We start from the raw sequence: 17,362 nt of genomic DNA, 5'->3' as shown, positions 1-17,362 counted from the left end.
AATCTTAGCCCCATCGCATCGATACCTTTTTAATATTCCCATTACCCAGATGGCTCACTGGCATGATCTTTCATCCAAAGTAAACAAATCCCTAGTCCAATAAACGCAAGAAAAGCATTAAAGAAAAAAGCATTTTCCATCCCCACCAATGGAGAAGAAGAAAGCAAAATAATACAAGTACTTACCCCTACTCCAACAGCACCGCCTGCACTTCTAAACATATAAATAATGCCGCCCGCCAAGCTCATGCGAGATGAGGGCACCACCATCATTGCGGCCGTTGTTACCGTCGGGTAAGCCAGCCCTATTCCTCCTCCTAATATGAACATCACCACGGCAAGTTGCCAATAAGAGGTCGCAAGTTGTAAATGAGCCAGCAACAACATGCCTAATGCAAGTAAGCTGATCCCTATCACCACCAAACATTTAGCTCCTAGTCGTTGATAAATGCTCCCCGAAAAAAATGAAGTCAAAGCATAAGTCAAAATCATTGGCAATAGCCCCACACCAGACTCTGCTGCACCATAGCTCCACTCACGCATAAAAAACTGAGGCAAATATAATAATGCCGCAAAAAAAATGGTCGACATCATTAATGTCGTCAAACCAATAGCCAGAAACTCTCCGTTTTTCATCAATTCTCGAGGAATTAATGCCTGTTCATTTTGATAACGTTCAATGATAACAAAAACCAACATGCTCAATCCAAAAACACAAAGTAATCCAACAATCAGTCCCCTATTAAATTGAGGATCGGCTAATAAATCAAACCCCAATAATAACGAAAACAAAGATACCGATAAGGTCAATACGCCAGCGTAATCCACTCGTTGATGTTTCCAAACTCTGTTTTCAGGAACAATGGCTTTCCAAGTCAATAACAGAGCCAACAATGCAATAGGAATATTAATCAGTAAGATCCAACGCCAACTCGCCAAATCTGTTAACAAGCCCCCCACCATTGGACCTGCCGCATTACTGATCCCTGCCACACCGATAATAAAGCCACCAGCAACACCAGCTTTGTCTTTAGAAAATAAGGCATAAACCATGCCTAAAATCGCAGGCCATATCATCGCCCCCCCTAAACCCATGATGATCCTGCAAACAATTAGCCCATTAATATTTGTCGCTAGGGCACCAAATACAGAAAAGACGCAAAAAATCACAATTCCAATAAAAAAAAGCCTTCGCCGACCATACAGATCCGCTAAATGGCCACCGGTAATAATAAAAACCCCTAAGGTTAAAGCGTAGCCATTAAAAACCCACTGACTGTGATTAAGTGTACTATTAAATTCTTCGCTTATTTTAGGGATAGCAACTGAAAAAGCAGTAAAATCATAAGCAATAACGATAATCGCTAATGACATGGCAATAAAAGCTAAAGGATGCTTCGAGTCAAGCTTGGATTTACCTCGAAATAAAGCAAAAAAATATTCAAGCTTTGCCATCACGAACATCATTTTCGACATGAATAAACAAAAGGCAACTCAACACACCGCTCAGCGCAAGTAACATGTTGATCATAAAAGCCAGCCTCATTCCTTCAATAAGCGAGTTCGATAAACTGATCACACAAGTGTTCATCGCCACTCCAATGGCCCCTCCCGCTACCCTGCAAAGGTACATGACACCACTGGCCAAGCTCATGTGCTCTGATGACACAGATTGCACGGCAGCAGTGACAATGGATGGATACGCCACACCCACCCCCACTCCCATAGCAATAAGCGCAATACTCAATTGCCAATAAGGGGTTGAGATCTGAATAAATGAAAGTTGCAACATGCCAACAGCCAGTAAACTTGCACCCAAAGTTATCGTCCATTTTGCTCCTAAGCTTTCATATAAGCCTCCAGCTGTGAAAGAAACAATGGCATAGCTAATAATGAAAGGCAGTAAAGCCACCCCAGACTGACCCGCAGTAAAGTGCCATTCATTTTCAAAAAAATGAGGTAAAAACAACAAAACGGCAAACCAGATAGTTGAAATTAAAATACTGGTACCACCGATGGCGATAAAAGTCTGATTCTTTAAAATATCAGGCGAAATAAGTGCCTTGCTTTTTGCCATTTGCTCTTCTTTTAAAAAAATAAAAAACAGCACAACAAATAAAGTAAATAATCCAATTATCAATGGATGATCAGTATTAAGTTCAGCTATTAATTCCAGCGCAAATAATAATGAAAATAAAGAAAGCGATAACAAGGTCACTCCCCAGTAGTCCATCTCTTGAGTAGTTTTAGGCGCATCCTTTACTATGGTTTTTAACACCACTAACATTGCAAAAAGGGCAATGGGAATATTAACCAGTAATATCCAGCGCCAACCCAACGCATCCGTCAATACCCCTCCCAATACTGGTCCAGTAGCATTACCTACACCCGACATGCCAATCACAAATCCCCCTGCAATAGCAGCCTTGCTTTCCGGCACTAACGAAAAGATCATTCCTATAATCGCAGGTAATACCACAGCGGTACAAAGTCCCATCAGTATTCTGCAAATAATCAGCATATTCATACTGGTGGAAAAAGCCCCCAATAAAAGAAACAACACGAAAAAAAACATAGCAATAAAAAAGGTTTTTCGCCGACCATAAAGATCGGCAAGCTTCCCACCCGTAATAATAAACACGCCCAGCGCTAAAGCATAACCATTAAAAATCCACTGAGCATGATTCAAAGACGAGTAAAATTCTTGAGTAATACTGGGCAAGGCCACAGGAAAAGCCGTAATATCAAATCCAATCACAATGATAGCCAGTCCTAGGGCCAAAAAACGGAGTAAATACATGTGTTCTGTGTCTTTTTTCATTCAAATCTCCTTATAACCTTCAACGCTATTACCCATTAACAGGCCCTTTTCTCCCCCCAATCCAAAGGACACAAATGATAAAGCCTAAGATGGAGAAAACGCCGTTGACTTTAAAGGCCATATTGATCCCCTCACTAAGGAGATCGTATTGAGATACAATGGCAGTATTTAACCCTAACCCTATGGATCCTCCTGCAATTTGAAACATAAAAATGATCCCACCTGCTAAGCTCGCTCGCTTTTCTGGCACAAGGGTCAACGCAGCAGTCGTAATCGTCGAATAAAAAAGTCCAACCCCTGCCCCTAAAATAAACATACCAAACAACATTGAAAGGTAACTAGTGTGCATAGTCAGGCTTGATAATAAAAACATTCCCAGCGCTAAGCAGGCGCTTCCAACAGATAAAATGAGTTTTGATCCCAGTTTTTCATATAATGCACCAGCAAAAAAAGAAGTAATGGCAAAAGTCAACATGACAGGTAATAATCCAACACCTGATTTCATTGGGGAGTAGTGCATTGTTTGACTAAAAAAAAGGGGAAGATAAACTAACACTGCAAAGAAAATAGCTGACATCATTAAAGTGGCAAGCCCTGCAGCCATAAAGGAATAGTTTCGAACGATATCTGTTGGAATAAGTGCGTACTGGCCCACTTTAGATTCAATGTAAAAAAATGCGCATATCACAACGAAAAAGATGACAAAAAGACTCAAAATAAAAGGATCTTCCCACCCCAGTCCAATACCAAAGTCCAACGCCAGTAATAAAGCCATTAAGGCAATCGATAAAGTCAACACACCGACATAATCAATAGGCTCATTTTGATCAATAGGCTGATCATCCTCTATCAATTTGTAAACCAATAAGTACACTATAGCGGCTATGGGAACATTGATGAGGAAAATCCAGCGCCAGCTCAATATATCCGTTAACACGCCACCTAACATAGGCCCCATAGCATTGCCAAATCCTGCTGTACCAATAACTAAAGCGCCAGCTAACCCCGCACGATGACTCGGCATGATCCCAAATACCATCCCTAAAATAGCGGGCCACATGAGTGCTCCCCCTACCCCCATCAGCATTCGACACACGATGACACCTAAAGTACCGCTCACTAAGGTGGCTAGCACTGAAAAAACAGTAAAAATACTGATCCCAATAATCAGCGTTTTTCGCCGGCCAATCCTATCGGCCAATCGTCCACCAGTAACAATTAACACACCAAACATTAAAGTGTAACCATTAATAATCCACTGCGTCTTATTAATCCCCGCTTTGAATTCTTCACCGATTATGGGCAAAGCAACAGAAAATGCTGTGAAATCAATCGCTATCATTAGCACCGATAACACCATCGCAAGCAATGCCAATACACTGATCTTAGCCTCTTTTTGCTCACTTCCTTGCATATCTCTCTCCATAGAATCATTCACCAATAAAAATTGATTTAAATGCATTAATCAAATAATGGCACATAATAAATAATTTATTGAAATGTATTTTTATATTTACCTATTCTGTTTATGATTATCCCTATATGAATAATATATACCATTAATCACAGCATTTGAGCCTAATACAAAGCAAATTGAATTGATTCATTTTTTAGGGATATTTTATGAAAATTGTGATTGCTCCCGATTCATTTAAAGAAAGCTTAACGGCTGTAGAAGTGGCCAATGAAATTGAAAAAGGTTTTCGAAAAGTGCTTCCCCACGCACAATATGTAAATCAGCCCATTGCTGATGGCGGAGAAGGATCAGTTGATACACTCATTGCAGCCACAAATGGGCAAAAGATACACTTAACAGTCAAAGGGCCATTGGGTGATAAAGTAGAAACCTATTATGGTATTCTTGGCAATACTCAGCAAAGCACACCACAAACAGCCATCATTGAAGTCGCCAAAGCCTCTGGATTAACGCTAATACCCAAAACCTTACGTGATCCTCGTATTACATCAAGCATAGGTACGGGAGAACTTATCCTTGATGCGCTAAACCGCGGAATAAAGCACATCATTTTAGGGTTAGGTGGTAGTGCAACAATCGACGGTGGTACCGGCATACTCAGCGCCTTAGGAGTAAGATTTCTCGATAAAAACAAACAAGAATTAAAGCCCGGTGGTATTTACTTAACAGACCTCGACACCATTGACATCACCAAACTCAACCCACTATTAAAGCAATGCCAATTGACATTGGCCTGTGATGTGACTAACCCTTTGTGTGGCGAAGCTGGCGCCAGTCAAGTATTTGGCCCGCAAAAAGGCGCAAACCATCACTCAATAAAGCAACTGGATGCAGCACTCAGCCACTTTGCTGATATATTGGTCAAAATGGGAATAGAAGATCATCGCAATAATGCTGGTGCAGGCGCCGCTGGCGGCATTGGATTTGGCCTCGTCTCCTTGCTACAAGCAAACATGAAACCGGGTATCGATCTTATCCTTAAGATGACGGAACTTGAGACAAAAATAGCGGATGCTGATTTAATCATTACCGGTGAAGGCCGCTTAGACAGTCAAACCCTTAACGGCAAAGCACCTTTAGGCGTCACACGCCTAGCCAACCAATATGCTGTTCCTGTGATCGCCATTGGCGGCAGTGTCAGTGAAGATGCAAATATTTTACTCGGTAACGGCATAACAGCTATCTTTGCTATCACACCAGGCTATTGTCCTTTACCTACATTACTCAAACAAGCCAAGCACCATTTATATGCCTGCTCACGTAATATTGCAGCATTGTATAATATCAGTCCAAAAACGAATGATTAAACTGAAATCAAGGTGAGATTACGACCATAATAGCTCACTCATAATAAAACGCACAACACGAATGGACTAAAAATAGTGATATTTAGCAACGCTGCTAAACCCGACCTAAGTTGAAGCAGCAAGGAAAAATACCAGTCAATCTCTGACTGGCATTTTTTCTATTTTTTGTTTCTCTTTTTTGTTTCTATTTTCTGTTTCTCTGAAGCGATATCTAAAATAACCGCCTTGAATAAGGAGCTCAATCTAAAAACGCATCTTCATCCATTTCAGTGGGCAACAAAGCTAACATTTCATCTTGTACTTGATAGTAAGCTTCTTCGTAATCTTGCGCTTCCATAGTCACTCCGCATAAAAGATAGTATAGGGTACAAAGCATGCCATCAAATCGTGTCATTTTGCCTTGTATGAGAAGAATTATTGCGAAACTGGCCATATTCAACTCTGAACCCATTATACCACTTTAAAAGCCCTTATTACAAAAAACTTTCAGTTCTGTATGACAAAAACAGTATATTAAGTTTTAAAACGATAAAAAAGGCATTAAAAACTGAAAGTCTTTCAGCTTTTAATGCCTTTTTTATATTAAAATTTAATTTTATATTACGAATTTAACATATTGTGAGATTAAAAAAACATCCTAAAAATGACTCACTCTTTATTGATATCTCAATACTTTCAATGCCTTGTTAATATCAATATCTTCAAAGACCTCAGGGTTGGCAATTTGCTCCTTAAAAACTAAATTTGGACTGTATTCTCTGACTTGGTCTTTTAAAAAATCAATACTCAACTCAGGTGCGTTAAGACACAACAACAAATCACCTTCAGGCTTTAGTAAGCTCGGAAGTCGCTTTAATAAACGCGCATAATCTTTACTGGCAACAAAACTGCCTTTTTGATTGCTTGGCGGATCAGCAATGATAAGATCATAAGGACCTAATTTAGTCAATTTACCCCAAGACTTAAAAATATCATGGCCTAAAAATTTAGCCCCAGTAGAGAAACCGTTTAACAAGTGATTCTGTTTACCAATGGCAAGGGCACCTTTACTCATATCCATGTTCACCACATCCACCGCACCACCTTGTAAGGCGGCAACAGAAAAACCACAAGTATAGGCAAACAAGTTCAGGACTTTTTTCTCGCGCGCATGGGCCCTTACCCATTGACGCCCTTGGCTCATATCAAGAAACAAGCCGTGATTTTGCCCTTTTAACAAGTGCACCTGAAAACGCGCACCATTTTCAGTCACGATATGGGGATCGGGCACATTGCCCGCTATACACTCAGTGAATGTTTGCCCAGCACTTCGATATTGATACACTAAATTTAACGGCTCATTGGGCATCAAGGTATGCCAACGCTGAGTGATCCCACTGATGATCTGATCATACTCTTTTTCGGTTAACGCTTTAAAACTCGTTAATAACAACACAGGGTTAAACCAATCCAAGCACAAATGTTCACAGCCAACGTAACGCCCACCCCGCCCATGAAATAAACGTGCCACATCTTGATCCCAATAGACTTCTTGTAGTGCTTCTAAAAATAACTGCATTAACTCACTGTTCCAACCATTCAAAAAATATCCCTTAAACGCATTCAAAACCTGTTTTTAAAGTGCGTAAAGAGAAGCTATATTCTTATCAATATTACACTTTCGGCTTTTGTTCCACTATCTGTTCATTTTTATCTTCCCCCTTAACAGATGCCGTTAAGGGAACACAAGGCTCAGCCCCTAAATTGTCAGATAACAAAATAGATAACCATTTGCCACTCTCGCTATATTCTAATGCAATTTTCACCACCATAGTTAAAGGAACGGACAATAACATGCCAACGGTACCCAGTAACCACCCCCAAAAAATGAGTGACAAAAACACCACTAAGGTCGACAACCCCACGCCTCGGCCTGTATATTTAGGCTCAATAATGTTTCCAATTACAGTGTTTGTTACTATGTACAGTAATGTGGCAGCGCCCGCCTCCCCAGTCCCTAATTGAATAAAAGCTAATAAAACTGCGGGGACTGCCGCAATAATGGAACCAATATTCGGAATATAGTTAAACAAAAAAGCAATGACCCCCCATAACAAGGCATAATCGACTCCGATAATATACAGTCCAATTCCAATAATACCACCCGTAGCCAAACTCAGTAGCGTCTTTATTAGCATGTAACGATTGACCGAATGTAAGAACTTATCCATTTGCTGCAAGCCGACACCCGGATTATCAAAAGCAAAATGCAATTTTTTCGTAAAAGTCGGGGCTTCTATCAACATAAAAACAATCGCTAATACAATCAAAAATAAATTGGCCATGACATTACCAATACCCGATAACATATTAGTTGTCATCGAAAAAGCAACACCGGGATCAAAATAAGACATGATTTGATCCCGCGTAATATTGATATTGAGTGACTGTAATTTATCGATCCCCCATGAAAAATGTTCTAGCAATTGACTGCGATATTGAGGTAACTGTTTAGAAAATTCGGTGATAGAGCTTCCCACAACCGAGGTTAACCAAAAACCTGCTAATAAAATCAACACCATCAAAATTAATACCGCGAGCAAACGGGGCACACGATAAGTGGACATCCAATTAATAATAGGATTACAAATCACCGCAATAAAAGCCGATAACACAAGAGGCACCACAATAGGGCTAGCAATTTTAATTCCAGCCAAAATAATCACAATAAACCCCATGGTCGCAATCCCTTTATAGGCAACCCCTTTATCTTCAAATCGATTCATTCATACAATCCTCAATGCTTATTCACGGCAAGATACTATCGGTAAGACAAAAAAGCTTCTAGATTTATTATAAAATTGATAGGCTTATTCTTAGTAATATAAAGGAGATTATAACAAGAATGAAACCAGAAATAGCAATAATCCGCATTAAAAATTTACGCCTTCGCACTTTCATCGGTATTAAAGAAGATGAAATTAAAAATAAACAAGACATTATCATTAATGCCTCTATTCATTACTGTGCAACGAAAGCGCGAGGTAGCGATAACATGGAAGATGCGTTAAATTATCGAACTATCACTAAAAAAATCATTGCATTAGTTGAAAACAATCGTTTTTCATTACTTGAAAATTTAACCAATCAAGTGCTAAATATTGCCAGTGAGCACCCTTGGGTCGATTTAGCAGAAGTAGAAATAGACAAACCTCACGCCCTTAGGTTTGCAGACTCAGTCTCTCTAACACTATGTTATAAAAAATAAAAAAAACAACCCGCCTCACTCAATCAGTGAGGCAAGATAAAAATTCAACCTCATTTTAAGTTTAAACGTAAAAAATTGATCCTTTTTATGTTGGAGTGATTATGCTTGTAAGCAAATCCGATAAAAAATATCACTATGAATATACTTATCACAGGCGCAACAGGTTTTATTGGAACACAACTTGTTCATGCCCTTGAACAAGAACATGAACTGACACTGCTTTCTCGCCATCCAGGAAAAGCTGCGCAACAGTTAGGGACAAGGCATACTTATCTCACAACATTAAGCTCCCTTGATCACCTTAATGATATAGACATAGTGATCAACCTCGCCGGCGAACCCATAGCAAACAAACGCTGGAGCCATACTCAAAAAGATCGTATCTGTCACAGCCGCTGGCAAATCACTCAAACAATCGCAAGCTTAATTAAAAAAAGTGCCACTCCACCTCAAAAGTTAATCAATGCTTCAGCCATTGGTTTTTATGGCAGCCATTCCAATAAAGCACTCGATGAAGATGATATCCCTCAAAAAGAAAGCATTCAGGAATTCCCCCACATTATCTGTAAAGAATGGGAGAAGTCAGCTAATGCTTGTCGCTCCTTACAGACTCAAGTCATTGTTTTACGTATTGGTTTGGTCTTAGGAACACATGGCGGCGCACTCAGTAAAATGCTTCCAGCCTTTAAGCTGGGCCTAGGCGGCCCCATTGGAAATGGGCAACAAGGAGTCAGTTGGATCCATCAAACCGATTTAATAGCACTTATTCTCTTCATGATAAAGCAAACTCATTGCCAGGGCATTTTTAATGCCACTAGCCCTCACCCCGTCAGCCAAAGTGAATTTGCCAAAATATTAGCCCGTACGCTTAAAAGACCAGCGGTCGTGCCTTTACCCGCTTTTATATTAAAGCTAGCACTGGGTGAGATGTCCCAACTCCTGACGCAAGGCCAGTTCATTCTACCGACCCGCACATTAACCACAGGGTTTCAGTTTCAATACCCCGAGCTCAATGAAGCGTTTCATCAATTACTCCAATCGAAATAAATACGCAGTCAAGATCACAAATTAGCAAAACGAGACAAAAGCTTTCACTTAGGCTCATATTCACTACGTGAAAAAGAGTACCTAAGTGACTTCTAATACCAATTCCATTATATAAGTGATCTTTCAGCGGGAATTCAACATGCTGTAGGCAAGGCAGATGATTGAAGCTAATAGTTATTCTATATCGAAAGCAGCTAACGTAGCATAAAGTATGTTGAAACCCGCACAAAGTGAGCTGCTCAGACATTCCACTTCTGCGTTGCATTCATTTGAAAGGGAATGACCATTACAGCATAAATGCGCCTTGAATTGAAAAGTCTGAGAAGCTCTGAATTGATCATCTATATAATGGAATTGGTATAAATTAACAGACTTCTACACCGCAAGCAGCAAAGCGTTTACCTCACATGGAATTAATGTCCCTTTAATAGCTCAGTACAAGGTCGATTTAATAATTGACGGCAACGCCAAAGCCCTAATAACCCAACCACAACTCCCCCACTCAGTGGTGCAATGGCCCACCATGGCCAATGCATATAAACATTCAGCTCAAAGACTTGTGTTTTTAACAAATATAAAGAAAACTCAGCAACCCAGACCGCTAATATACCCGCGATGATCCCTAAAAGGGCAAACTCCAATCCGGTGGCCCATTTTAACAAGCTGCCTTTAGCACCAAAGGTGCGTAACACTGCTAATTCCCGCTGCCGAGACGCCATTCCAGCTTCCGTTTGCGCCATCATGACTAATGCACTTGCCATTAACACTAATGCCAACACTAAAGATAAAGACACTGACACTTGACTGATAATTTGCCGTAACTGCTCGATCATCGCCCCCACATCAATCACTGAAATGGTTGGAAACAAACGCAGCAAACCAACAATAACTTGCTGCTTATCTTCACCTAGACGAAAGCTCACAATGGAGGTTGAGGCAAAAGAAGACAAAGCTTCTTCAGTAAAAACCATAAAAAAATTAGGTTGCAGACTCTCCCAATGCACATCACGAATACTTGTAACAGTCACATCCACTTTCTGATTATCTATGGTAAAGGTTAACCTATCACCCAATGTGAGCCCTAATCGTTTGGCCACTCCAGACTCAACTGAAACATCATTTGGTGCTTGATTGAATTTCCCCTCTAACAATCGATTATTGTCAGGTAGCGTATTTCGCCAAGTTAAATTAAGCTCTCGGCCAATCCCTAAGCGTCCAGTCTGACCTTCTTCTTGCTGTTTTTTAGTAATGGTTTCCTCACCGTTAATTTGAGTCAGCCGACCTCGAATAACAGGATACAAATGTGGAACCTCTCCAATATATTGAGACAAATACTGGATCACTCCTTCTTTTTGTTCTGGCGCAATATTCACTAAAAAATAATTAGGTGCATTTTCCGGTAATTGCTGGCGCCATTCTTCCAATAAATCTTGTCTAAGGGCTAAAATAGTGAGTAAAAGTACTAAGGCACAACTAAACCCCACCAATTGCATTGCATTTTGCTTTGCTCTGCGCCTTAAACCCGCCAGCGCCAACTGCAATGGATTAGTGGTTTTCATGCCCATTCCATGACCAAGTTTGATCATAAAAAAGCCAAGTAAGCTTAACAATCCCCCTAACAGCAACACAGTCGCCATCACTGTCAAGGTCATAGCCAGTTGCCCTGAATACAAATAGCCCAATAATCCCATCGCCGATAAACTCAGTAAGAGATGTAACCAAGTGCCAAAGCTTGCACTTTCAAGCTGACGTTGAAGTACTCTTAAAGGAGGAATAGACAATAAACGCAACAATGGATAAGCAGAAAACATCATGGCACTAATGAGCCCCGTTGCGATGCCTAATAAAATCGGCCTGAGCAGCGAAGGAGAATAACGTGCAATCTCTTGGGGTAGAAACAAACTAATAACTTGATCCAGTCCTATTCCCAATAAAAGGCCTAGCACGACACCCAAGCAAGTCACCAAAAGTAGATGAAAACTAAACAGTGTGCGAATTTGGCGTGCAGAAGCCCCAAAGGTCTTCAACATTGCCACCACATCATAATGACGCTGACAGTATCGCTGCGCGGCAATACCTATTGCAGCGCATGCTAATGCAATACCTAATAAACAAGCCAACAGCAAAAACTGCTCCGCACGATTCACAGCATTAGCAATCGGCGAGTCACCGGATGTGACATCAACCCAACGTTGACTGGTATTTAATAAAGGTTTCACTTGTTCTTCAAATGCACTTAATTGACTGTCGCTCCCCGTAAATTGATATAAATATGTCACTCGACTACCTGGTTGTAACACACCTGTTTTTGCCACATCCGCCATACGCATAAGTACCACTGGCGAGGAGGCAAACGGGTTAAAACCGGCATCAGGCAATCGCTTTATTTCCTTTGATAAAGTAAAATAATGATGGCCTATTTCCACCTGAGTCGGTTGAGATAATAAACCATAAAGCCGTGTTTCATACCATAAATGCCCAAGAGCGGGTAACCCACTGGCTTGACCCGTGGATAATTCAATTTTTCCTTTTAAAGGATATTCATCCTCCACGGCCCTCACTTTCACAAGTTGAAATTGATCTCCCGCATAGGCCATGGAGTTAAACTCAAGCACTGTCGTGTGTGACAATCCAAGTTGACTCGCCAATGTCAACAAAGCAGGCTCAATCTCAGTGGGTGATCGAATAATACGATCAGCGGCAATAAATTGTGAAGCTTGTCCCTTAATCGCCACTTGAAGTCTATCACTGACACTCGCCAAGCCCGTCACAGACAACACAGCGAGCGTAATCGCCAAAATAATAAGCAATAACTGCCCTTGATATAATTCCCGTTTAAACAATCGCCACGCCAGTTTTAATGCCATTAACTCACCTCATTCTTGATATGCGCTTTATGGGCAGTCGATTCAGACAAGATCCCCTTTTCCATTAACAATTGACGCTCACATAAATTCGCCAAGGTTAAATCATGGGTAACAAGGACTAAGGTTGTTTGGCTTTCTTGGTTCATTGAAAACAACATTTCTGTGATTTTATGACTGTTTTCTGCATCTAAATTCCCGGTGGGTTCATCGGCAAATAACACTTTAGGCTCACTAATAAAAGCGCGAGCAATCGCCACTCTCTGTTGCTCCCCTCCCGACAATTGATTGGGTAGATGATTCAAGCGATGAGACAGCCCCACCCTGTCCAGCATCATTTTGGCTTTTTCTCTTGCCTCTTTTACCCCTGCCAGTTCAGCAGGTAACATCACATTTTCCAGTGCCGTTAATGTATCCACCAACATGAAAGACTGAAAAATAAAACTCACTTTTTCTTTACGAAGGGCTGCCTTCCCCTCTTCATCAAGCCCCTTTAATGACACACCATCTAACGCAATATCCCCAGATGTCGGTGTATCTAAGGCAGCAAGTAAACCTAATAGCGTTGATTTTCCTGATCCTGAAGGTCCTAAAATCGCAACGCTTTCTCCCTGCTTGACTTCTAAGTCAATGCCGTTGAGGATAGAAAGCTGCCCTTCTTGGGTCGCCACTGACTTAACGAGAGAATTAACCACTATGGCACTTTTATTCAACATAACACCCTTCTTAAAGAAAAAAACCATGACGCAATTAACCGCCATGATATTGATTTTGATAAGCCTTCCCCTTCAAGCTGCCCCGATTTTAATCTTAGGCGACAGCTTAAGCGCAGGCTACGGCATGCCTGAAAATGAAGGCTGGGTTAACTTAATACGTAAAAAATTACCACAACATACAATTATCAATGCTTCTGTCAGCGGCGAAACATCAGCTGGAGCACTAAGACGATTGCCTTCATTACTTGACTCCACAGCACCTCAACTCGTCTTCATAGAGTTAGGTGCAAATGATGGCTTACGTGGCTTTCCGACAAAGCAGCTTAAACAAAATTTAACACAAATCATTAAATTATCTCAAGAAAGAGGCGCACTTATTTTACTGTCAAATATTATGATCCCTCCCAACTACGGCCCACGATACGCTAAACAGTTCGCCCAAGTGTATCAAGATATCGCCGAGGAGCAGCAAATCACTTTAGTCCCCTTTTTCTTAAAAGATATCATCACTCATTCGAATTTAATGCAAAGTGACGGTCTTCATCCCAATGCCATAGCGCAGCCACAAATCGCCGCCTTTCTTCTGCCTTGGTTACTGGAAGAACTGAAAAACCTTTATTAGCCACTCTTTTCACACGACAGCATTGCTTTGCAAGCAACACTTTTATAACATATCCTTCACTATACTGTTTTTAACCAATTATAGGGAGAAAAAGGTGCAGGAAAACATGCTAGGTTGTCACTCATCAAGAGGAAAAAAAAATAAACTGGGCCTAATTGTTTTATCTTGTAGCCTATTAACCACTGGCTTTGAAAGCATTGCCGCTTCTGCTTCCAAAGCCCAATTGGACACTGAGAAAAAACAGACATTAGCGCCAGCGGAACTCACTTTACCGAAAGACGACAAGTATGATTGGATCCAACTTTCAAGTCTTGAAATGTTAAAAGGAACCCTCAATTATTTATATGAAGAAAAAGTCGAATTTAAAAGTAAAGAGTTTGGTACTCTCAGCATAGATTGGGAGGATATTCTACAGCTGAATACTAGCCATGTCGTCAGTGTGGGTCTTATCGATTTCACTACGCAAACAGGGCAATTAACCTTACGAAATAACCAAATAGAAATCAATAATCGTCAATACCCTCGCAGCGATGTCCTGACCATTATCACAGGCAATGATAGTGAAAGTAATTATTGGTCCACAAAAATTACCTTAGGGGCTGACTTTTATTCTGGCAACACAGATCAAGTTGATTATAGCGCCATCGCTTATACACGAAGAAGAACAACCGAATCTCGATTTAATACGACTTATCTCGGGAATTACTCACGTACCGATGATGAAGCAACCATTAATAACCATAGACTTAATAGTAACTTTGATTGGTTTATTTCCCCAAAATTCTATTTACGTCCCATTTTTGGAGAAGTCTATAAAGATCCTTTTTTAAACTATGATTACAAAATCACTTTAGGTTCAGGTATTGGTTATAATATCATTGACACATCAAAAACCGAATGGAAAGTCAGTGGCGGTCCAGCCTTTGTCTACACACGCTTTGATGAAGTCGAAGCGGGTGAAGACAAATATAACAGCAGTCCAGCCGCTGTTCTTGAAACAGACTTTGATACAAAACTCACCGACATTATCGATTTTAATGCCCTTTACCGCATACAATACGGCAGTGACGATTCAGGCGGCTATACCCATCACGTGTTAACGGGGTTTTCCATCAATCTAACACAATACTTTGATTTAGATCTTTCCTTTGTCTGGGACAGAGTGACCGATCCCCAAGCAGATAGTGATGGGATCATTCCTAAAAAAGATGACTTTCAATTTATTGTCGGATTAGGCATATCCATTTAATAATGATCCTGAGGCTAAGAGACGCATTAGCCTCATGACTCAAAGTCATCAGGTAACAGAAAAACAATTAAAATCAACAAAAAAACAACCACTAATCGGTACGCTGCTTGCTGACCATTCCACAATGTAGACTGCCACATTAAAAACCACTCTCCTCCAATCGTTAAAAAACCTGTAAACCAGAGCAGTATCCCTAAAGTCAACCCAACCACAGCCAAATGCTTAGCCCCATTGAATGCTTCATGATTATGGCGATGTTTAATTAATAACACACCCGCAATCGCCGATAATAAAGCGATAAGGCCTTCAATCGCAATAATAAAACCATAGACAAGGTGATATAAAATAGGGGTTTCAATGGCTCGCGACATAGCCTCATTGGTCGGGTATGTGGTGTCCATTTTAAGCACATGAAAAACAAAACCATAGTTTGATTCATAATCTATCATGTTATTCCAAGCGACTATACCTGCATACACAGCCACACTCCAAATAAGCACTATTTTTACATAACGAATCGTCATCGCTCTTCCTTGAATAAAAAACAAACAGTTAATAATTCATGTACTTTCAATACCGCTATACCACCACTCCAAATAACTTTCCAACGGCAGCTGACAGTATCATGGCCAAGGCTCCCCAAAAAAGCACGCGAAACGCCCCTTTTTTCAAAGATGCTCCTCCCACACGTGCCGCTAACATACCTAACCCAGCCAAAAACAATAACGAAGCACAACTCGTCGACACTATCATATAATTCAAGGGTACCCACCAAGCCACCGTTAAAGGCAGTAATGCCCCCAAAGTGAACATACTGGCTGATGACATCGCCGCCTGTAAAGGTCGAGCTCTTCCTGTATCCGTTATCCCTAATTCATCTCTAGCATGTGCCGCTAATGCATCATGCTGCATTAACTGTTTTGCGACTCGATAAGCCAGTTCAGGTTCAAGCCCTCTGTGACAATAGATTTCAGCTAGCTCTTTCTCTTCAAATTCAATATCATCATTTAAAGAGGCTTTTTCTAGTGCTAAGTCCGCTTCCTCAATATCCGATTGTGAACTCACTGACACATACTCCCCTGCCGCCATCGACATCGCTCCAGCCACCAGTCCAGCCATACCTGCAAGCAAAATATCAAACCGAGTAGAATGTGCTGCCGCGACACCAATAATTAAACTTGCAGTGGACACAATACCATCATTGGCGCCTAGTACTGCCGCGCGCAGCCAACCAATACGATGCATTCGATGTAATTCATGTCGACTCATTTTCATTTCCAACAATAAAAAGCAATACGCTTAACGCTATCAAATAATCATGTTTATTGTTTAACATCAAATATGTTTTATCATCGGTTAACACGAAAACCATTAGGGGCTATTCAATAGGAAAATTAAAATACGTCTTTGGAAAAGGCTCTTCCTTTAACGTGAAATGCCACCATTCTTGTGCCAACCCCATGAAGCCAACATCACTCATCACCTGTTGTAACAACATTCGATTTGCCCGTTGTTCATGCGTGATCTTATTATAGTGTGTCCAAGAAGACGGATGAAAGTAGTCCCAAATAGTCCCCATATCTAACACTTGAAAGGAGGGAGATGACAAAGAAACCAAGGTCACATCGACTGTGCTCGCTCTGGTGTGAGACGATTTACTGGCAATAAACCCCTTATTAAAAAGCGCACTTTTATCAAGATCAGGGTAATAAATGGATTTCATTTGAGTATCATGCTCATCTTGGGACCAGCGAATAAAATGATCCACGCTCATTTGAGGGCGATAAGCATCATACACTTTTAAGCCTAAATCAAAAGATGCCAGCATATTTTGCGCTTTTTCTAACGCGCGACATGCCGATATGGATAAAAAAGCTTTAGGTGCCAAATATCCATCAATAGGCCTACCCATAAAATTATCATTTGAATAGTAACGTACATCTAAAACAATCGATGGAAGCATCGACTGAATATCAATAATTGTTTCTGGGCGTTTATCCATATTCGCTACGC

General features: G+C 40.7%; 16 protein-coding genes. 5 read left to right on the top strand and 11 right to left on the bottom strand.

Annotation, left to right across the window (positions count from 1 at the left end; genetic code table 11):
- Positions 1-41: 41 nt before the first annotated feature.
- Genes Q0791_RS00835 through Q0791_RS00825 form a run of 3 tightly spaced genes read right to left on the bottom strand, consistent with a single transcriptional unit; the run spans position 42 to position 4,234 of the window.
- Positions 42-1,454: an MFS transporter gene (locus tag Q0791_RS00835; protein ID WP_299001876.1), complete on the bottom strand. Its 1,413-nt coding sequence runs from the start codon at positions 1,452-1,454 to the stop codon at positions 42-44.
- The gene (locus Q0791_RS00830; protein ID WP_299001873.1) at positions 1,441-2,820 is read right to left on the bottom strand and encodes an MFS transporter; all 1,380 of its coding nucleotides are present in this window, start codon (positions 2,818-2,820) and stop codon (positions 1,441-1,443) included. The genes Q0791_RS00835 and Q0791_RS00830 overlap by 14 nt, the downstream gene beginning before the upstream one ends.
- A gap of 28 nt (positions 2,821-2,848) precedes the next feature.
- A complete protein-coding gene (locus tag Q0791_RS00825; RefSeq protein ID WP_299001871.1) occupies positions 2,849-4,234 on the bottom strand; it encodes an MFS transporter in 1,386 nt (461 codons plus the stop codon).
- 209 nt (positions 4,235-4,443) lie between these two features.
- On the opposite strand from Q0791_RS00825, the gene Q0791_RS00820 reads away from it, so the two are divergent.
- Complete coding sequence (locus Q0791_RS00820; protein ID WP_299001869.1) at positions 4,444-5,604, top strand: glycerate kinase; 1,161 nt, start codon at positions 4,444-4,446, stop codon at positions 5,602-5,604.
- Between the two features lie 238 nt (positions 5,605-5,842).
- On the opposite strand, the gene Q0791_RS00815 is transcribed toward Q0791_RS00820, so the two are convergent.
- The 3 genes from Q0791_RS00815 to Q0791_RS00805 form a co-directional block, all read right to left on the bottom strand.
- Positions 5,843-6,055 carry a hypothetical protein gene (locus Q0791_RS00815; RefSeq protein ID WP_299001868.1) on the bottom strand — a complete coding sequence of 71 codons (213 nt, stop codon included), beginning with the start codon at positions 6,053-6,055 and terminating at the stop codon, positions 5,843-5,845.
- 204 nt (positions 6,056-6,259) lie between these two features.
- Complete coding sequence (locus Q0791_RS00810; protein ID WP_299001937.1) at positions 6,260-7,162, bottom strand: class I SAM-dependent methyltransferase; 903 nt, start codon at positions 7,160-7,162, stop codon at positions 6,260-6,262.
- A gap of 94 nt (positions 7,163-7,256) precedes the next feature.
- Positions 7,257-8,369 (bottom strand): AI-2E family transporter, encoded by a 1,113-nt coding sequence (locus Q0791_RS00805; protein WP_299001867.1) that lies wholly within the window; start codon positions 8,367-8,369, stop codon positions 7,257-7,259.
- A 119-nt stretch (positions 8,370-8,488) separates the two neighbouring features.
- Between Q0791_RS00805 and folX the strand changes: the two genes are divergently transcribed.
- Together folX and Q0791_RS00795 are read left to right on the top strand one after the other, a co-directional pair.
- On the top strand, positions 8,489-8,851 hold the full coding sequence (gene folX, locus Q0791_RS00800) for a dihydroneopterin triphosphate 2'-epimerase (RefSeq protein ID WP_299001865.1): 363 nt from the start codon (positions 8,489-8,491) through the stop codon (positions 8,849-8,851).
- 135 nt (positions 8,852-8,986) lie between these two features.
- Complete coding sequence (locus Q0791_RS00795; protein WP_299001863.1) at positions 8,987-9,898, top strand: TIGR01777 family oxidoreductase; 912 nt, start codon at positions 8,987-8,989, stop codon at positions 9,896-9,898.
- Between the two features lie 413 nt (positions 9,899-10,311).
- Here the strand turns inward: Q0791_RS00795 and Q0791_RS00790 are convergent, their stop codons facing one another.
- Positions 10,312-12,765: an FtsX-like permease family protein gene (locus Q0791_RS00790; RefSeq protein ID WP_299001861.1), complete on the bottom strand. Its 2,454-nt coding sequence runs from the start codon at positions 12,763-12,765 to the stop codon at positions 10,312-10,314.
- Positions 12,765-13,478: an ABC transporter ATP-binding protein gene (locus Q0791_RS00785; protein WP_299001859.1), complete on the bottom strand. Its 714-nt coding sequence runs from the start codon at positions 13,476-13,478 to the stop codon at positions 12,765-12,767. Before Q0791_RS00785 ends, Q0791_RS00790 begins: the two co-directional genes overlap by 1 nt.
- Before the next feature lie 25 nt (positions 13,479-13,503).
- Between Q0791_RS00785 and Q0791_RS00780 the strand changes: the two genes are divergently transcribed.
- On the top strand, positions 13,504-14,100 hold the full coding sequence (locus Q0791_RS00780) for an arylesterase (protein WP_299001856.1): 597 nt from the start codon (positions 13,504-13,506) through the stop codon (positions 14,098-14,100).
- A 94-nt stretch (positions 14,101-14,194) separates the two neighbouring features.
- Entirely contained in the window at positions 14,195-15,349 is a 1,155-nt protein-coding gene (locus Q0791_RS00775) for a DUF481 domain-containing protein (RefSeq protein ID WP_299001855.1), read from the top strand.
- A gap of 32 nt (positions 15,350-15,381) precedes the next feature.
- Here Q0791_RS00775 and Q0791_RS00770 read toward each other — a convergent pair whose 3' ends face one another.
- The 3 genes from Q0791_RS00770 to Q0791_RS00760 all read right to left on the bottom strand — a co-directional run bounded on the left by Q0791_RS00770 (position 15,382) and on the right by Q0791_RS00760 (position 17,351).
- A complete protein-coding gene (locus tag Q0791_RS00770) occupies positions 15,382-15,873 on the bottom strand; it encodes a DUF2165 family protein (protein WP_299001854.1) in 492 nt (163 codons plus the stop codon).
- A gap of 55 nt (positions 15,874-15,928) precedes the next feature.
- On the bottom strand, positions 15,929-16,618 hold the full coding sequence (locus Q0791_RS00765; RefSeq protein WP_299001853.1) for a VIT family protein: 690 nt from the start codon (positions 16,616-16,618) through the stop codon (positions 15,929-15,931).
- Positions 16,619-16,727: 109 nt separating this feature from the next.
- Positions 16,728-17,351: a M15 family metallopeptidase gene (locus Q0791_RS00760; RefSeq protein WP_299001851.1), complete on the bottom strand. Its 624-nt coding sequence runs from the start codon at positions 17,349-17,351 to the stop codon at positions 16,728-16,730.
- Between the last annotated feature and the right edge of the window lie 11 nt (positions 17,352-17,362).

This window comes from uncultured Shewanella sp. (assembly GCF_947495455.1).
Taxonomy (GTDB): Bacteria; Pseudomonadota; Gammaproteobacteria; order Enterobacterales; family Shewanellaceae; genus Shewanella.
Note: the sequence above shows the minus strand (reverse complement) of the source record. Positions and strands in the feature narration are given on the sequence as shown.

Bases quoted from the DNA above. Each gene is read 5' to 3' on its own strand.
- Q0791_RS00835 (WP_299001876.1), bottom strand. From the start codon at position 1,454: ATGGCAAAGCTTGAATATTTTTTTGCTTTATTTCGAGGTAAATCCAAG.
- Q0791_RS00830 (WP_299001873.1), bottom strand. From the start codon at position 2,820: ATGAAAAAAGACACAGAACACATGTATTTACTCCGTTTTTTGGCCCTA.
- Q0791_RS00825 (WP_299001871.1), bottom strand. From the start codon at position 4,234: ATGCAAGGAAGTGAGCAAAAAGAGGCTAAGATCAGTGTATTGGCATTG.
- Q0791_RS00820 (WP_299001869.1), top strand. From the start codon at position 4,444: ATGAAAATTGTGATTGCTCCCGATTCATTTAAAGAAAGCTTAACGGCT.
- Q0791_RS00815 (WP_299001868.1), bottom strand. From the start codon at position 6,055: ATGGGTTCAGAGTTGAATATGGCCAGTTTCGCAATAATTCTTCTCATA.
- Q0791_RS00810 (WP_299001937.1), bottom strand. From the start codon at position 7,162: ATGCAGTTATTTTTAGAAGCACTACAAGAAGTCTATTGGGATCAAGAT.
- Q0791_RS00805 (WP_299001867.1), bottom strand. From the start codon at position 8,369: ATGAATCGATTTGAAGATAAAGGGGTTGCCTATAAAGGGATTGCGACC.
- folX (WP_299001865.1), top strand. From the start codon at position 8,489: ATGAAACCAGAAATAGCAATAATCCGCATTAAAAATTTACGCCTTCGC.
- Q0791_RS00795 (WP_299001863.1), top strand. From the start codon at position 8,987: ATGAATATACTTATCACAGGCGCAACAGGTTTTATTGGAACACAACTT.
- Q0791_RS00790 (WP_299001861.1), bottom strand. From the start codon at position 12,765: ATGGCATTAAAACTGGCGTGGCGATTGTTTAAACGGGAATTATATCAA.
- Q0791_RS00785 (WP_299001859.1), bottom strand. From the start codon at position 13,478: ATGTTGAATAAAAGTGCCATAGTGGTTAATTCTCTCGTTAAGTCAGTG.
- Q0791_RS00780 (WP_299001856.1), top strand. From the start codon at position 13,504: ATGACGCAATTAACCGCCATGATATTGATTTTGATAAGCCTTCCCCTT.
- Q0791_RS00770 (WP_299001854.1), bottom strand. From the start codon at position 15,873: ATGACGATTCGTTATGTAAAAATAGTGCTTATTTGGAGTGTGGCTGTG.
- Q0791_RS00765 (WP_299001853.1), bottom strand. From the start codon at position 16,618: ATGAGTCGACATGAATTACATCGAATGCATCGTATTGGTTGGCTGCGC.
- Q0791_RS00760 (WP_299001851.1), bottom strand. From the start codon at position 17,351: ATGGATAAACGCCCAGAAACAATTATTGATATTCAGTCGATGCTTCCA.